The sequence below is a fragment of the Afipia sp. MLSD5-FHT05B12 genome, from assembly GCF_058793355.1.
In genome coordinates, this window is record NZ_JBXAFS010000008.1 from 60485 (window position 1) to 74993 (window position 14509).

Sequence of the window (14509 nt, forward strand, 5' to 3'; positions counted from 1 at the left end):
CAAATGATCTTCACTTCACCCGCTTCTCCACATTCGCCTTGATGTTCGCGAGGCCAATCGCCGCTTCCGCATCCATGTTGGCGATCTGCTCGTCGGTCGGCGGCTTCTTGCGCGCGGGGTTGCGCAGGGTGCGGGTGAACTTGGTGCCGCCATCGACGTCCTCGCAGGTGTACTGAACGACGATGGGGCCGATGAAATCGGTCTCGGCCTGCACGATCCACAGTTTCGGGCTGACACAGGCGCGAACGATCCAGTTCAGCGACACTTCACCCGAGCGGATGTGCCATTTCTCGTGAAACAGTTCGCCGGTCTCGAGCGGGCGGTTGTCGCTGTCGATGTGATGCGACGCCGCCAGCCATTCCGGCCATGATTGCGGGTTGGTGACGTAGTCGAACACCGCTTTCGCCGGCGCATTGATGATGATGTCGTGGCTGCGCTCGAAAGCGACGGTAGCAGGGGCGTTCATGGCGTTCCTCTTTCCCGGATTTTCTTAGTTGGCGTTGCGGGTAGCTAACATTCGGTGTCGTCCCCGCGAAGGCGGGGATCCATACTCCCTGAGTCCTCGATCGGAGTGGGATGCTGGGGCAATCTTCTGACCATGATCAAGACGTCCGGTGGTTATGGGTCCCCGCCTTCGCGGGGACGACGAGTTGAGAGGGCAGAGCCCCATCAGTTGATCCTGATCTCCCCGCGCCTGATGACATCGGACCACAGCCTGATCTCGGCATCCATCCGCGCGCGCAAAGCCTGCGGCGTTGAGGGCGTCGGCTCGATCAACTGCGTCTCCAGCCGCTCGCGCACGCTGGGCCTGGTCAGCGCGTCGTGGACCTCGTCATTGATCTGCGCGATGAAAGCGGGCGGCGTACCGGCGGGCGCGATCAGCGCATTCCACGCATCGGATTCCACATCGATGCCGCTTTCCTTCAGCGTCGGCACCTCGGGCAGAAAGCGCGAGCGCTGCGCGGTCGCGACCGCAAGGATTTTCACCTGACCGCCTGCGAGCTGCGGCGTCACCGAGATGGCGGGCAGGCATGCCGCCTGCACGTCGCCGCGGATCACGGCGGTGATGGCCTGCGGCGATCCGCCATAGGGGATATGCACCATGGTAGCGCCGGCGCGCTGCGCGATCGCTTCCATGGTCAGATGCGACAGCGAGCCCGCGCCGATCGAGCCGAAGGCGAGGGGCGTCCCCTTGCGTTTGAGCATCGCCAGAAACTCGGCCACCGAATTGACTTTCAGGCTTGCGGGCACGACCAGCACGCTCGGCAGCGAGGTGAGCATTGTCACCGGCGCGATGTCCTTGGCGGGATCGTAGGGCAGTTTCGAGAACAGCAGCGTGTTGATGGCGAGCGGCCCGCCGAGGCTGATGCCGAGCGTCGCGCCGTCGGGCGCGGCCTTGGCGACGGCGTCGGTGCCGATATTACCGCCGGCCCCTGGCTTGTTCTCGACAATGAAACCTGTGCCCGGATGGCGCGCCTGAAGGTCGTCGGCGACGATCCGCCCGACCAGATCGGGCGTCGAGCCCGGCGCATAGGGTACGATGATTTTCACGATTTTCGGCGGCCAGGCCGTCTCCGCCGCGCGGGCGTTCAGGGCGGGCGCCGCGAGAGCCAGCGCGAGTGCGGCGATTGCAAGGGATTTCATTGGGCCGGAAAGAATTTGGAGCAGGGTTGCGATGCGGAAGCGGCATTGCGCGCCGCACCCTAAAAGTGATACCGGGGCACAGTGCCGCCGGACCTTATCAGGGTCGGCTGCGCGGTGGAAACGTCCTAGTGGTCCAATTCTAACATTCGCATCCCGTTCCAGCAGGCCTTGTTGCGAATGTTAGAATTGATGGACCACTAGCAAATATACGTTTCTGGAGGAGTTTTGGATTTGATATCCGCTTTGCGGACTCGCTCTTCGCTGGGAGCGAATATCAAATCCACTCCACCAGAAGCGGTGCTGAAAACCGCTGCGAGCAGAGCGGATAAGGAGGGGCGGCAGATGGGCTTGTTGATCCTCATCGCTGGATTGGCGCTGTTTCTCGGCGTTCATACGCTGACCACGTTGCGCGGTCCGCGCGCCGCCGTCATCGCGCGGCTCGGCGAGGGCGGCTACAAGATTCTCTACGCGCTGGTGTCGTTCGCAGGGATCGCGCTGATCGCGTGGGGCTTCAGCCGTTATCGCGCGAGCGAATGGATCAACGTCTGGTATCCGCCGGTCGCCATGCGGCATATCGCGCTGGCCTTGATGCTACCCGCGGTCATTCTTGTCGTGGCGTCCTATATCCGCGGCCGCATCTTCACCACGCTGAAGCATCCGATGCTGGCCGGCGTGAAGCTGTGGGCCGTGCTGCATCTTCTGGCGAACGGCGATCTCGGATCGATCATCCTGTTCGGATCGGTTCTGGCCTGGGCGGTGTACGATCGCATTTCGCTCAAGCGCCGCGAAGATCCCGGCGCGCCGCCGATTCCGGTCGGCGGGCTCGGCAACGATCTGATCGCGATCGCGGTGGGTGTGGTGGTCTATGCCGCGCTGGCCTTTGCCTTCCATCCTCTCGTAATCGGCGTCCCCGTGATTGGAGCTTAAGACATGTCCGTGCAGACAGCGGTGAAACGCAAGACCGCGCCCGATATCCTCAAGCGCAAGGGCGGCGAGCCGATCGTGATGCTGACGTCGTATCACGCGCATACCGCGGCGCTCGTTGATCGCTATTGCGACGTCATCCTTGTCGGCGACTCGCTCGGCAACGTGATGCACGGCTTCGAGACCACGGTGCCGGTCACGCTCGACATGATGATCCTGCAAGGCCGCGCGGTGATGCGCGGCTCGAAGGAAGCGCTTGTCGTGGTCGACATGCCGTTCGGTTCGTATGAAGCCTCCAAGGAGCAGGCGTTTCATTCCGCCGCGCGCGTGCTGAAGGAAACCCACTGCGGCGCGGTGAAGATGGAAGGCGGCGTGCGCATGGCGGAAACCATCGAGTTTCTGACCACGCGCGGCATTCCCGTGATGGGGCATATCGGCCTCACGCCGCAGTCGATCAACACGCTCGGCAGCTTCAAGTCGCAGGGCAAGGACGAGGCGATCAGGATCGCGGCGGGCGAAAATGGCAGCGGTCCGTTTCAGCAGGATGCCATCGCGGTGGCGCAGGCCGGTGCGTTTTCGATGGTGGTGGAAGCAGTGGCCGAGCCGCTGGCGCGCCGCATCACCGAGATCGTGTCGGTTCCGACCATCGGCATCGGTGCCAGCAATGCGTGTGACGGTCAGGTGCTGGTGCTTGAGGACATGCTGGGGCTTTCGCCGTGGGTGCCGAAATTCGTCAAGCGCTACGGCAATCTCGGGCCGGGCATCGAGGCTGCGATTCAGGACTACGCAAAGGAAGTGCGCTCGCGCGCGTTTCCGGGACCGGAGCATGTTTACGGCATCAAGCCGAAGGCCTGATGCGCGGAGCGGCTATGTTAGCAAAAAAGCCCGGCGCAATGCGCCGGGCTTGAGTTTTTAAACTGGAGAAGAAATAGATGGCGCGCCCCTGAGGCCGCGCCACTTACCAATCAGAACTTGTAGTTCACGGCTGCGCGGACAACATGGATCTTGTTGTCGAACGTGGTCACGAGATTGAACCCCGGCGCAACCGTCGGATTGAGAACCGTCTCGTTTCCGAGGTCGTAGTAGAGATACTCAGCTCTCACCATCCAGTTGTTGGCAACCGCGTATTCCACGCCGCCGCCTGCAACCCATCCCGACAACGTCCGGTTTGTTGTGAGAGGGTTGTTCACCGCAAGACCGGTGTAGTCAGTGCGGTAGTCGACATCAGCCCAGGCGCCGCCGCCGGTCCCGTAGATCAGCCAGCGATCCCACACCCAGCCAAGCCGGCCACGAATGCTCGCCAGCCAGTTGATGTTCTGATCCGCGACATGGTTGAAGCCGAAGGCCCCGATCGGAACGCCGCCGGCGGTGATCGGAGCGGTATTGTTATTGCGGATGCCGGTGCCCGAGAAATCGCCTTCGATGCCCAGCAGCCAGTTTGGTGCGAATTGCCAGTTATATCCAATCTGGCCGCCGCCCACGACACCGGCCTGATTGCCGTTGCCGAACGAAGCTGTATCGAACCCCGGGAAGAGGTCGTTTCTTTGAGTGATGGATGAATCACTCCAGCCGCCGCCGACGTGTAGACCAGCATAGAAGCCGGTCCAGCTCCAGACAGGAGCGATGATGGGCGGAGGAGCTTTGTACCGCGGAGCCATGTCCGCGGCAGATGCGCCGCTGCTTGTGAAGATCAAAGATGCACTGCTGATTGTGAGGGCCAGGAAGGCCGTCGTCGTAAGTAATTTCCGCATGATGCACTCCCCAAAAAAATCTGAGTTTGGCAGTCGAGCCGGAAATGCCCTTGAGAAAATACCATCACAAAAAGCAGCCGATGACTGTCACTCGCAAGTCACGTTCCGGCAGCAATTTTAAGCGGTTAGGTCAGTTGTACTGGCGCAAATGCCTTATTTTGCAAGTGCGTTTTTCGTGCTGTTCGCTACGGGTTTGTCAAAAGGGTGCGCGATAATTTCGCGCACCCGCGCGAAGCATGCGAAAGAAATGAAAAAGCCCGGCGCGGTACGCCGGGCTTTGTTTTTTCAGCCGTAGAAAGAGACAGCGGCGCGTCCGCAGGGCCGTGCCGCTGAAACTCAGAACTTGTAGTTCACGCCGGCGCGGACGACATGGATCTTGTTGTCGAACGTGGTGAGATAATTGAGGCCGGGCGCAACCGTCGGATTGACGACGGTTTCGTTGCCGAAATCGTAATAGAGATATTCGGCGCGCACGGTCCAGTTGTTCGCGACGGCGTATTCGACGCCACCGCCAGCGACCCAGCCAGACAAGGTTGCGTTGGTGCTGACCGGATTGTTGAGGCCAGGTAAAGTGAAGTTGGTGCGGTAGTTGACGTCGGCCCACGCGGCGCCGCCGGTGCCGTAGACCATCCAGCGATCAGATACCCAGCCGAGCCGGCCGCGCACGCTCGCCATCCAGTCGATGTTGCGATCGGCTTCGTGGTTGAAACCAAATCCAACAGGAACACCAGTAACAGTAATGGGCGCGGTCGCGTTATTGCGGATTCCCGTTCCGGAGATGTCGCCTTCGATGCCGAGCACCCAGTTCGGTGCGAACTGCCAATTGTAACCAATCTGGCCGCCGCCGACGACACCGCTGCCGCTGGTGCCAAGCCGCCCCACATCGAGGCCGGGAGTGGCCTGGTTGAACGCCGTGGTGTTGGTATCGCTGAAGCCGCCGCCGACGTGGCCGCCGACATAGAAGCCGGTCCAGCTCCACACAGGGGCCATGACCGGAGCCTTGGTGTAACGCGGACCAAGATCGGCCGCAGATGCCGATCCCGACGCAACTGCAATCAACGCCGCGGCTGCCAAAAGCTTTCTCATTATTCTTCTCCGTATCATCTGAATGAACTCATCTGTCCAACCGTCCGGGGCTGCGTTCATTTCGGCGAACGCTCCCGATTCGATGGCGCAAATCAGCGTGGCGCGAACCTAGGAGCGCGAAGAACGCCGGTCTTGGACTGTGCGGCACACTCTTGGACTGAACGCTACCCGCATCCCGATTTGAACCGGCTGTGTCTATCCAGCGACACATCCTTGGGCGGGCAGCGCCCCAAGGGGTGGATGGATTGCATGGACGGCTATTTTTTCGCTACGCGCAGTTCGCGATTGAGCGCGATCAAGGCGTACATCGTTTCCAAAATCGATAATCCCGCGTTGTGCCTGGCTGACATCGCCGCGCACCAGGGCATTTCGTCGAGCTATGTCAGGAAGCTTTTCGCGGCCGAGGGAGCGAGGTTCACGGCCTACGTCCTCGAAACCCGCCTCGAATATGTTTCGCGGATGCTGCTTGATCCCGACGCCAGCACGCAGTCCATCAGCGCCATCGCGCTGAAATGCGGCTTCAATGATATTTCGTATTTCAACCGGGTCTTCCGCAGACGCTACGGCTGCACGCCATCCAGGTTAAGGCAAGGGCGCAGCGAAGCTGATCCGTCGGAAAGCGCGACGGCGTAACGCCGAATACGCCGAACCCTGATTTCAAAATTTCGCGGAGGCGCCGAGGTTCACTGCGACCGGCTGAGCTGCTCTTCGGTCACGATCCGCTCGATGTTTTCGGTCTTGCTTCGGATGCGGTATCGCACGCGGCCATCCGCCTCGATCGGCATGCAGCCGATGATCGTGTAGACGTTCGACCGGATTTTCTCGGCGCGGCCCTGAGGCCCCTGACTTTGATGATGGACGTCGTCATTGATCGAGAAGTTGTATGGCATGGGTTCTCCTGCTGCGGCGGGTTTTAGCAGCCGGTCGGGCTAAAGCAACGATGCGAGGGCCCTACAGCCGCCAAACAGTGTTAACGCTTTGATCCGGCTGACTTTGCCTTGCGGTCGCCATACCGGTACTGTATCGCCGCCGTCACATCGGGGGGAGCTGCGCCGTCAGCGCAGCCGATGGCGCTATCACATCTCTTTCAAAACAGGCCGGGCGGGACGATTAAGTGTCTGAAATATTTAATGAAATCGACGAGGATTTGCGCCGGGAGCAGATCAAGAAGCTCTGGGAGCGCTATTCGATCTTCATCATCGCGGCAGCGATTCTGATTGTCGCCGGCGTCGGCGGCTGGCGAGGCTATCAGTACCTGGAGGCCAAGAAGGCCGCCGAGGCCGGGTCCGCTTTCGAAGCCGCGATCACGCTGTCCGAGCAGGGCAAGAAGAGTGAGGCCGAGGCCGCCTTCGCCAAGATCGCATCCGACGGCTCCAGGGGCTATCGCGTGCTTGCCCGGCTGCGCGCCGCCGCTGACGCCGCCGCCGCGAATCCGCAGGCCGCAGCCAAGCTTTACGACGCCATTGCCGCCGACCCCGGCGTTTCCGCTCCCGAACAGGACCTCGCGCGCATCCGCGCCGCTGGCCTGCTGATGGAGACCGAGCCCTATGCGGCCATGCGCCAGCGCCTTGAACCTGCGACCGGCGAGGGCCGGACCTATCGGCATACCGCCCGCGAGTTGCTGGCCCTGTCGGCTTACCGGGGCAACGATACGGCGGCTGCCCGCCAATGGCTGGACATGATCGGCAACGATGCGCGCACGCCGGCGAGCATGCGCAGCCGCGCCGAGGCGTTGCAGGCCTTGCTGCCGCCCGCCGCGAAGAGCTGAGGCGAGATACCGATGCGCCGCCCGCAACGCCTGATTGCCGCCACCGTTCTTGCCGCGATGTCGCTCGCGCTTGCTGGCTGCTCCAGCGGCAACTTCGATCCGACCGATGTGATGGACTGGTTCGACACCAAGAAGAAGCTGCCCGGCGAGCGCAGGCCGGTGTTTCCTGAAGGCGTTCCGGGCGTCGAACAGGGTGTGCCGAAGGATATGTACAAGGGCGCCCGCCAGGACCCGCCGCCGCCGGTCGCCGAGACCCCGCCGCCTGCGCCGGAGCCGAAGGCTAAATCACGCAAGTCCGCGACGCGGGAGCCTGAGCCGTTCCCGCAGCCGGTGGACGATGCCGGCGCGGCTGCGCCGAAGATGAAGAAGCCCAAGCGGGCCCGCATCACGGCGCCGGAGCCTGATGCCGAACCGGCCGCGCCTGCGCCGCAACGGCAACAGCAGGCCGCACCGCCGCAGCAGGCTGCGCCCCAACAGCAAGCGCCATCCTCTTTCCCCGCGCCGCTGCCGAGCGGGGGCTTTGCGCGCTGATTTAGGCTTTCAACGCGCCCCTTTATTGACACGAGGTCCGTAAAGGGCGAACGGATCACCATGTCTTTCACCATTGCCATCATCGGCCGGCCCAATGTCGGCAAGTCGACCCTGTTCAACCGGCTGGTTGGGCAGAAGCTCGCGCTTGTCGACGACCAGCCGGGCGTGACGCGCGACCGCCGCGAGGGCGACGGCCGCCTCGGCGATCTCGAATTCACCCTGATCGATACTGCCGGTCTCGATGAAGGCCCGAAGGGTTCGCTCACCGCGCGGATGCAGGAGCAGACCGAAGCGGCGATCGCTTCCGCCGATGCGCTGATGTTCGTGATCGACGCGCGCGCGGGACTGACGCCAACCGATCGCGCTTTCGCGGATTTCGCACGCCGGGCCAACAAGCCGGTGGTGCTGGTCGCCAACAAGAGTGAGGGCAAGCACGGCGAGGCGGGGGCAATGGAATCCTATGCGCTTGGGCTCGGCGATCCGATTCCGATCTCCGCCGAACATGGCGAAGGCCTCAGCGACCTCTACGACGCGCTGCGCGTGCTGATGCCGGAGCCGGCCGAAAGGGACGACGAGGAGGACGATCCGGAGTCGTTCGAGAACGTGGATGGCGAGGACGAAAATCTGTCGACGCGTCCGATCCGTGTCGCGGTGCTGGGCCGCCCCAATGCCGGCAAGTCGACGCTGATCAATCGCCTGCTTGGCGAAGAGCGGCTGCTGACCAGTCCCGAAGCCGGAACGACGCGCGATTCTATCGCCGTCGACGTGATGTGGAAGGGCCGCGAGTTTCGCGTGTTCGATACCGCAGGATTGCGGCGGCGCTCGCGCATCGAGGACAAGCTGGAAAAGCTGTCGGTGTCGGACGCGCTGCGCGCGGTGCGCTTCGCCGAAGTCGTCGTGCTGATGATGGACGCGCAGAACAGGTTCGAGGAGCAGGACCTGCGGCTCGCCGATCTGATCGAGCGCGAAGGCCGCGCCATCGTGATCGCGGTCAATAAATGGGACCTGATGGACCGCGCGCCGAACCAGATCGCCAGGTTACGCGAGGATGCCGATCACCTGCTGCCGCAGGTGAAGGGCATGCCGGTGGTCGCGGTGTCGGGCATGATGGGCGAGGGCATCGACCGGCTGATGAGCGCGATTGAGGACGCCTATGGCGTCTGGAACCGTCGCATCTCGACCGCATCGCTCAATCGCTGGTTCGAGCAGGCGGTCCAGACCAATCCGCCGCCGGCGGTGTCGGGCCGGCGGCTCAAGCTCAATTACATCACGCAGGCCAAGGCGCGTCCGCCGAGCTTCGTGGTGTTCTGCTCGCGCTCGGACGCGATCCCGGAATCCTACCTGCGCTACCTGACCAACAGCATGCGCGGCTATTTCGAACTGCCGGGTACGCCGATCCGTATCACGCTGCGGGAGAAGGACAACCCGTTCGCACATAAAGCGAAGCGGAAGTCTTGAGCGCACTCGTGTAGAGCGCGCTGCAAAAGAGGCGAACTTCGGATTCAGGACGCCAGGATCGGAACAATTTATCACTTAATGGATTGATTTGAGGTTTCGCCCCGGCGGGCCTCCGCACCTGCGGCTCCCGCTGTCCGTTTAGCGGAGGGTGCCATGTCGATCTTCAGGTCAGGGTTCATCACGCTCTTTGCGCTGGCTTTTGGCGCGCTGTTCTTCGTGGCGGCGTATGATGCCGCTTCGGCAAGGCCAGGCGGCGGTCATGGCGGCGGAGGTGGCGGCTTTCATGGCGGCGGCGGCGGATTCCGCGGCGGTGGATTCCACGGGGGCGGCGCGGCTTTTCGTGGCGGCGGCTTTCGCGGGGGTGGCGCCGCGTTTCGCGGTGGCGGATTCCGGATGGGTGGAGGACACGCTTTCCACGCCCGGCCGCATGTCTCCCGTTCATTTGCGGGGCCGAGCTTCCGGGGTGGGCGGTCCTATGCCATCCACAACCGGCAATTCCACCGCAGCGCGCGATTTGGTTCCTCGCGCGGTATCGCACGCAACGCGATGAACACGTCGAGCACACGCGCCTTGAATGTTGCGCGCGGTGCAAATGTCACCCGCAATGCGAACGCGGTGCGCAATGCGTTTCACGCCCGCCCGGTTAACCGGGCCTTGCGCAACACCGGCGCTCTGCGTAACCCGGCAACCCGCGCGCTCGTGACATCGCGCCTCGCAACGGCAGGCTGGCACAACCACCACGGCTGGTGGCGTCATCGCCACGGCGGATTCGGATGGGTGGGCCCGGTGTTCTGGCCGTTCGCCTTCTACGACATCTACGGTTATTCGCTGTGGGGCTACGACTACGACGTGGCCTTCTGGGACTATGGATATCCCGACATCTATGCCGGCATCTTCGCGCCTTACGGCTACGACGATCTCATCGGCTATTCCGGCTATCTGCCGGGCTACGCCGCCCGGAGCGGGAGAGGCCGCGAGTCGTTTGCGTCGGCGGATCCGAACGATCGCATGAGTCTGTCGCAAATGTGCGGCGAGGACAGCCGCGACATCGCCGGATTGCCGATCGACGCGATCCAGAAGGCGATCGAGCCCGACGCCGCGCAGCGGGCGGCGCTCGACGATCTCGCCAACGCGTCGCTGAAGGCCGGGCAGGACATCAAGGCCGCTTGCCCCACTGATATTGCACTGACGGCGCCGCGACGCCTCGCGGTCATGCAGCAGCGCATCGAAGCGATGATCGCAGCGGTGAAGACCGTGCAGCCGCCGCTTGAGAAGTTTTACGGGCTTCTGAACGACGAGCAGAAAGCGAAGTTCAACGCGCTTGCGCAGCGGCAACGGCCCGCGCGCGCCGGACAGACAGCGAATGCGGCGCAGCCGAGCTGCGACGTCTCGCAGCCGGGCGTGACCGATTGGCCGGGTGCAATGATCGATCAGGCGGTGAAGCCGACCGATGCCCAGCGCAAAGGACTGGAAGCGCTTCAGAATGCCGCGGCCAAGGCGTCGGATATGTTGAAGTCGTCGTGCCAGCCCGAGAATGCGAATACGCCGCCCGCGCGGCTCGCGGCTGTCGGCAAGCGGCTCGACACCATGCTGCAAGCGGTGAAGACCGTCCGCGCGCCGCTGGACAGCTTTTATGGATCGCTCACCGACGAGCAGAAGGCGAGCTTCGATGCGATAGGTCCGAAGCGGCTGAGCGCGTTGGATGAGAACGCCATTGCACGCAATGACGCGGATACGCCGCGCCGGGCGCGCAGCCGCCGTCACCATCACTATGGCAACGTCGATTACATGATCCGGCGCATGATGTCGTTCGTTCGCTGAATCGGATGCGCTCAGTTCGTGGCAGTAATGACATGCGCCCGGATGAGGCCGTCGACCGGTCCATTTCCAAATCGCCGTGCGAGCGCGTCAGCCGCGATCTCCGTCGCCTTTTCGAGCAATGATGCATCGCGCGTCTCGATTTCGTTTCTGAGCGGCGTTCCCTGACAGTAGGCGACGGCAACGTCCCGTGGCGATGCGGCTTTGCTTCTGTGGTCGACGGTTTCAATGGAAATGGCTGAGAAACCTGCCGCGCTCAGTTCACCGCGTATTCGCGCGATATCATGATAGCCGTGCGGAGTGCGGGCCATGAACATGGGCGGGTCCTGCGGAAAAAGCGTGGCCAGTGACGCGGTGACGACATCGGCAAATTCGTTGTTGCCGATCCGGTCCCATACATTGAAGAAAAAATGACCGCCCGGCTTCAGGACGCGGCGGGCCTCGCTGAAACCCTTGATCTTGTCGGGAAAGAACATCGCGCCGAACTGGCAGGCAACGACGTCAAATTCCTGATTGCCGAACGGCAGGGCGAGCGCGTCAGCCTGCCGCCAGGTAACCTGAACTGTCACGCGATCCGGGTGAGGCTGCTTCGCCATGGCGTGATCGAGCATCGGCTGATTGAGATCGGTCGCGACGATCCGGGCCGTGTCGGGAAGCCGCGGCACCATGGCTCTGGTCAGAACGCCCGTTCCGGCAGCGGTCTCCAGCACACTCTCTGGATTGGTCCTGGCGATCCGCCCGGCGAGGTCGTTTGCGTAAGGCTGGAAAATGAGAGGAACAAACAGCCTGTCGTAGATCTCGGGAATTGATCCAGAGAACAGCTTGTCGGTCGCGTCCATGTCGATCCTCCGTCATGTGGAAGATGGAGCACTTCTCGTTCACCAGTATTTTAGTTCGCCCGCGTCCAGGTCGAGGACTTGCAGATCATCCCGCCCATGGCGCATCCCGCCGTGGTCAGCATGCCGCCCGAGAGCGACATCTTGCCGGAATAGGTCTTGCCGTCTTCGGGATTGAACGCGGAGCCTTTCCACGCATCCGTGCCGTCCGGCTTCATGTCGTAGAAGATGCGCTGGCCGACCTTGGCCGGTGTCTCGACGCCCGGCTTGAGCCAGACGAGCGAGCCGCAATACGCACCGCCGCCGCACGGCCCGATCTTGACGCGCGATGCGCCGGTGTCGCGCAGCCACGTTCCGCTCGGATCGCCTGCAAGCGCAGATGTTCCCATGAGCGCGAGAGCAGCAACTGCGGCTGCAATTTTCAATGCCATTTCGTTTCCCCTCGAATGTGCGCCAGCCTCTGTGTGCGGGCTTGCGCAAATTGAACAGGGGGGCCTGAGGAGTGTCAACCGCAGGGGGTAATGTCGGACATCACACCACCGGCGTGCGGAAGCTCATCAGCGTCCTTGACGGATAGTCGAAGAACTTACCGGTCTCGGTCCATGACGGCATGCACATCGGCACGATGAATTCCGCCGCCTGCTCGGGCGTGTCGAGGATCATCGGGTCCTCGCCGGGCATCACGGTCGCGCGCATGCGGGTGCGGATCGGCCCCGGGCTGAACAGGTTGACGCGGATCGGCGTGCTGACGGTCTCGTTCGCCCAGACGCGCACGAGCGCATCGAGCGCAGCCTTCGATGCTGCGTAGGGGCCCATATAGGCAGTGGCCTTGTGAGCAATGCCGGAGGTGATGAACACCGCGCGGCCGGCATCGGATTTTTGCAGCAGCGGCTCCATGCAGCGGATCAACTGGAAATTCGCGGTGGTGTTGACCGCGAACATGTTGTCCCAGAATTTCGGATCGGTGTGGCCGAGCGGCGATGATGTTCCGGCGACACCCGCATTGCCGATCAGGATGTCGAGCTTGCCGTGGCGTTCGTTCAGCGCCGCGCCGAGCCGGGCGATGCCATCGAGATCGGTCATGTCCAGCGGGACCAGCGTGGCGCTGCCGCCGTCGGCACGGATGGCGTCGTCGAGTTCTTCGAGGCCGCCCTGGGTTCGCGCCACCGCGATGACATGGGCACCGGCCCGTGCCAGCGCGCGCGCCGTGGCATGGCCGATGCCGCGCGATGCGCCAGTGACGAGAGCGATGCGGGAGGCGAGAGGTTTGGTCATAGGGAAAGCCCGGTTTTTCCCTCGCCCCGCTTGCGGGGAGAGGGTGGCGAGCCGCGTCGGCGGCGCGCCGGGTGAGGGGCCTGCTATTGCACAATGCTGCGCATGAATAAACCCATGCCGGGCCGGCCCTCACCCGGATCGCCATAGCGCGTCGTGGACACGCGCGACCTTGCTTATGGCGATCCGACCTCTCCCCGCATGCGGGGAGAGGTGACAGAGGAAGACGGCTCCGAACCGTGCTACATGGTCCGGTATGACCCCGAACTCTCCAGCCGCCGCCGGCCGCCGGTGGCGGGCCATGTCGATCTCCGATCTGCCCCTGGTCAATAAGCTGGCCGCCCGCATTCATCCGGATTACCCGGAGGATGACGCGGTCTTTGCCGAGCGGCTGCGGCTCTATCCGGAAGGCTGCCGGGTGCTGGAAGGCGAACGTGGCCTCGTCGCCTATGTGGTCAGCCATCCGTGGCGGCATCTGGAACCACCGCCGCTGAACGCGCTGCTCGGCACGCTGCCGCCGCAGCCGTCGACGTTCTACATCCACGATCTCGCGCTGGCGCCGGAGGTGCAGGGCACCGGCGCGGCAACAAGCGTCGTCGCATGGCTCGCGCGTCATGCGTCTGCCTGCGGCCTGTCCAGCATGTCGCTGATCGCGGTCAACGGCTCCACGGGATTCTGGCAACGTCAGGGATTTGATGCCGTGCATGACCCGCTGCTGGAGTCCAGGCTGCGCAGTTACGGCAACGATGCCCGCTTCATGGCGCGGACACTTCAGGCGCCCGGCTGGCACCCGGCGTCGAAAGCGATCGGCGCGCTGTACGAGCGTCATGCCGCGGCGTTCGACCGCGATCGCGGCAAGCGGCTGGTTGAGCGTGCATGGTTCGAACGGTTCAGGGATGTCATGCCCGGCGGCGCGGACGTGCTCGATCTGGGTTGCGGATCGGGTGAGCCGGTCGCGCGCTTTCTGACCGACGCGGGGCATCGCGTGACAGGCGTCGATTCATCGCCGACGCTGATCGATCTGTGCCGCTCGCGCTTTCCAGATCAGACGTGGATCGCGGGCGACATGCGCGACGTTTCTCTCTCGCGCCGCTTCGGCGGCATTGTCGCATGGAACAGCTTTTTCCATCTGACGCCGGACGGTCAGCGCGCGATGTTCAGGGTCTTTCGCGATCATGCGGAGGCCGGCGCAGCTCTGATTTTCACCAGCGGGCCAAAGGCGGGCGAAGCCATCGGCGCGTATCAAGGCGAGGCGCTTTATCACGCCAGCCTCGATACGGATGAATACGAGGCGCTTCTTGCCGCGCACGGCTTTTCAACCGTGCAGCATGTGGTGGAGGATCAGGACTGTGGAGGATTGACGGTCTGGCTGGCGCGGATGCAGAGCGGCTGAGCCGGTGCATCCGCCATAGACCATAAAC

The 14509-nt window shown here is 63.3% G+C and carries 16 protein-coding genes; 8 read left to right on the forward strand and 8 right to left on the reverse strand.

Annotated features, from left to right (window positions below; all coding sequences use genetic code 11):
- Positions 1-10 precede the first annotated feature (10 nt).
- Together AC1Q6J_RS12740 and AC1Q6J_RS12745 are read right to left on the reverse strand one after the other, a co-directional pair.
- Positions 11-466 (reverse strand): SRPBCC family protein, encoded by a 456-nt coding sequence (locus AC1Q6J_RS12740; protein WP_492279645.1) that lies wholly within the window; start codon positions 464-466, stop codon positions 11-13.
- Positions 467-669: 203 nt separating this feature from the next.
- Complete coding sequence (locus tag AC1Q6J_RS12745) at positions 670-1644, reverse strand: Bug family tripartite tricarboxylate transporter substrate binding protein (RefSeq protein ID WP_492279646.1); 975 nt, start codon at positions 1642-1644, stop codon at positions 670-672.
- A gap of 342 nt (positions 1645-1986) precedes the next feature.
- Here AC1Q6J_RS12745 and AC1Q6J_RS12750 point away from each other — a divergent pair, with 342 nt between their 5' ends.
- A complete protein-coding gene (locus tag AC1Q6J_RS12750; RefSeq protein WP_492279647.1) occupies positions 1987-2571 on the forward strand; it encodes an NnrU family protein in 585 nt (194 codons plus the stop codon).
- 3 nt (positions 2572-2574) lie between these two features.
- Positions 2575-3423, forward strand: coding sequence for a 3-methyl-2-oxobutanoate hydroxymethyltransferase (panB, locus tag AC1Q6J_RS12755; RefSeq protein WP_492279648.1), 849 nt, complete (start codon positions 2575-2577; stop codon positions 3421-3423).
- Between the two features lie 110 nt (positions 3424-3533).
- Here the strand turns inward: panB and AC1Q6J_RS12760 are convergent, their stop codons facing one another.
- Together AC1Q6J_RS12760 and AC1Q6J_RS12765 are read right to left on the reverse strand one after the other, a co-directional pair.
- The gene (locus tag AC1Q6J_RS12760; RefSeq protein WP_492279649.1) at positions 3534-4319 is read right to left on the reverse strand and encodes an outer membrane protein; all 786 of its coding nucleotides are present in this window, start codon (positions 4317-4319) and stop codon (positions 3534-3536) included.
- Positions 4320-4655: 336 nt separating this feature from the next.
- Positions 4656-5405: an outer membrane protein gene (locus AC1Q6J_RS12765; protein ID WP_492279650.1), complete on the reverse strand. Its 750-nt coding sequence runs from the start codon at positions 5403-5405 to the stop codon at positions 4656-4658.
- Positions 5406-5537: 132 nt separating this feature from the next.
- Between AC1Q6J_RS12765 and AC1Q6J_RS12770 the strand changes: the two genes are divergently transcribed.
- Positions 5538-6038 (forward strand): helix-turn-helix transcriptional regulator, encoded by a 501-nt coding sequence (locus tag AC1Q6J_RS12770; RefSeq protein WP_492279651.1) that lies wholly within the window; start codon positions 5538-5540, stop codon positions 6036-6038.
- Positions 6039-6088: 50 nt separating this feature from the next.
- Here the strand turns inward: AC1Q6J_RS12770 and AC1Q6J_RS12775 are convergent, their stop codons facing one another.
- Complete coding sequence (locus AC1Q6J_RS12775) at positions 6089-6295, reverse strand: hypothetical protein (protein WP_492279652.1); 207 nt, start codon at positions 6293-6295, stop codon at positions 6089-6091.
- A 224-nt stretch (positions 6296-6519) separates the two neighbouring features.
- Between AC1Q6J_RS12775 and AC1Q6J_RS12780 the strand changes: the two genes are divergently transcribed.
- The 4 genes from AC1Q6J_RS12780 (at position 6520) to AC1Q6J_RS12795 (ending at position 10983) form a co-directional block, all read left to right on the forward strand.
- A complete protein-coding gene (locus AC1Q6J_RS12780) occupies positions 6520-7173 on the forward strand; it encodes a tetratricopeptide repeat protein (RefSeq protein ID WP_492279653.1) in 654 nt (217 codons plus the stop codon).
- 12 nt (positions 7174-7185) lie between these two features.
- On the forward strand, positions 7186-7704 hold the full coding sequence (locus AC1Q6J_RS12785) for a hypothetical protein (protein WP_492279654.1): 519 nt from the start codon (positions 7186-7188) through the stop codon (positions 7702-7704).
- Between the two features lie 60 nt (positions 7705-7764).
- Positions 7765-9162, forward strand: a complete 1398-nt coding sequence (gene der, locus AC1Q6J_RS12790) for a ribosome biogenesis GTPase Der (protein WP_492279655.1) — start codon at positions 7765-7767, stop codon at positions 9160-9162.
- Between the two features lie 153 nt (positions 9163-9315).
- Positions 9316-10983: a Spy/CpxP family protein refolding chaperone gene (locus AC1Q6J_RS12795; protein WP_492279656.1), complete on the forward strand. Its 1668-nt coding sequence runs from the start codon at positions 9316-9318 to the stop codon at positions 10981-10983.
- An 11-nt stretch (positions 10984-10994) separates the two neighbouring features.
- On the opposite strand, the gene AC1Q6J_RS12800 is transcribed toward AC1Q6J_RS12795, so the two are convergent.
- The 3 genes from AC1Q6J_RS12800 to AC1Q6J_RS12810 all read right to left on the reverse strand — a co-directional run bounded on the left by AC1Q6J_RS12800 (position 10995) and on the right by AC1Q6J_RS12810 (position 13091).
- A complete protein-coding gene (locus tag AC1Q6J_RS12800; RefSeq protein ID WP_492279657.1) occupies positions 10995-11819 on the reverse strand; it encodes a class I SAM-dependent methyltransferase in 825 nt (274 codons plus the stop codon).
- A gap of 50 nt (positions 11820-11869) precedes the next feature.
- Positions 11870-12247 (reverse strand): DUF2147 domain-containing protein, encoded by a 378-nt coding sequence (locus AC1Q6J_RS12805; protein ID WP_492279658.1) that lies wholly within the window; start codon positions 12245-12247, stop codon positions 11870-11872.
- A gap of 100 nt (positions 12248-12347) precedes the next feature.
- Positions 12348-13091: an SDR family NAD(P)-dependent oxidoreductase gene (locus AC1Q6J_RS12810; protein WP_492279659.1), complete on the reverse strand. Its 744-nt coding sequence runs from the start codon at positions 13089-13091 to the stop codon at positions 12348-12350.
- Between the two features lie 298 nt (positions 13092-13389).
- On the opposite strand from AC1Q6J_RS12810, the gene AC1Q6J_RS12815 reads away from it, so the two are divergent.
- Entirely contained in the window at positions 13390-14481 is a 1092-nt protein-coding gene (locus AC1Q6J_RS12815) for a GNAT family N-acetyltransferase (protein ID WP_492279660.1), read from the forward strand.
- Positions 14482-14509: the final 28 nt, after the last annotated feature.

Excerpts from the sequence above, each read along its gene's own strand:
- AC1Q6J_RS12775 (WP_492279652.1), bottom strand. The coding sequence starts at position 6,295 with ATGCCATACAACTTCTCGATCAATGACGACGTCCATCATCAAAGTCAG.
- der (WP_492279655.1), top strand. The coding sequence starts at position 7,765 with ATGTCTTTCACCATTGCCATCATCGGCCGGCCCAATGTCGGCAAGTCG.
- AC1Q6J_RS12745 (WP_492279646.1), bottom strand. The coding sequence starts at position 1,644 with ATGAAATCCCTTGCAATCGCCGCACTCGCGCTGGCTCTCGCGGCGCCC.
- AC1Q6J_RS12815 (WP_492279660.1), top strand. The coding sequence starts at position 13,390 with ATGTCGATCTCCGATCTGCCCCTGGTCAATAAGCTGGCCGCCCGCATT.
- AC1Q6J_RS12800 (WP_492279657.1), bottom strand. The coding sequence starts at position 11,819 with ATGGACGCGACCGACAAGCTGTTCTCTGGATCAATTCCCGAGATCTAC.
- AC1Q6J_RS12750 (WP_492279647.1), top strand. The coding sequence starts at position 1,987 with ATGGGCTTGTTGATCCTCATCGCTGGATTGGCGCTGTTTCTCGGCGTT.
- AC1Q6J_RS12765 (WP_492279650.1), bottom strand. The coding sequence starts at position 5,405 with ATGAGAAAGCTTTTGGCAGCCGCGGCGTTGATTGCAGTTGCGTCGGGA.
- AC1Q6J_RS12785 (WP_492279654.1), top strand. The coding sequence starts at position 7,186 with ATGCGCCGCCCGCAACGCCTGATTGCCGCCACCGTTCTTGCCGCGATG.
- AC1Q6J_RS12805 (WP_492279658.1), bottom strand. The coding sequence starts at position 12,247 with ATGGCATTGAAAATTGCAGCCGCAGTTGCTGCTCTCGCGCTCATGGGA.
- AC1Q6J_RS12795 (WP_492279656.1), top strand. The coding sequence starts at position 9,316 with ATGTCGATCTTCAGGTCAGGGTTCATCACGCTCTTTGCGCTGGCTTTT.
- AC1Q6J_RS12760 (WP_492279649.1), bottom strand. The coding sequence starts at position 4,319 with ATGCGGAAATTACTTACGACGACGGCCTTCCTGGCCCTCACAATCAGC.
- AC1Q6J_RS12740 (WP_492279645.1), bottom strand. The coding sequence starts at position 466 with ATGAACGCCCCTGCTACCGTCGCTTTCGAGCGCAGCCACGACATCATC.
- panB (WP_492279648.1), top strand. The coding sequence starts at position 2,575 with ATGTCCGTGCAGACAGCGGTGAAACGCAAGACCGCGCCCGATATCCTC.
- AC1Q6J_RS12810 (WP_492279659.1), bottom strand. The coding sequence starts at position 13,091 with ATGACCAAACCTCTCGCCTCCCGCATCGCTCTCGTCACTGGCGCATCG.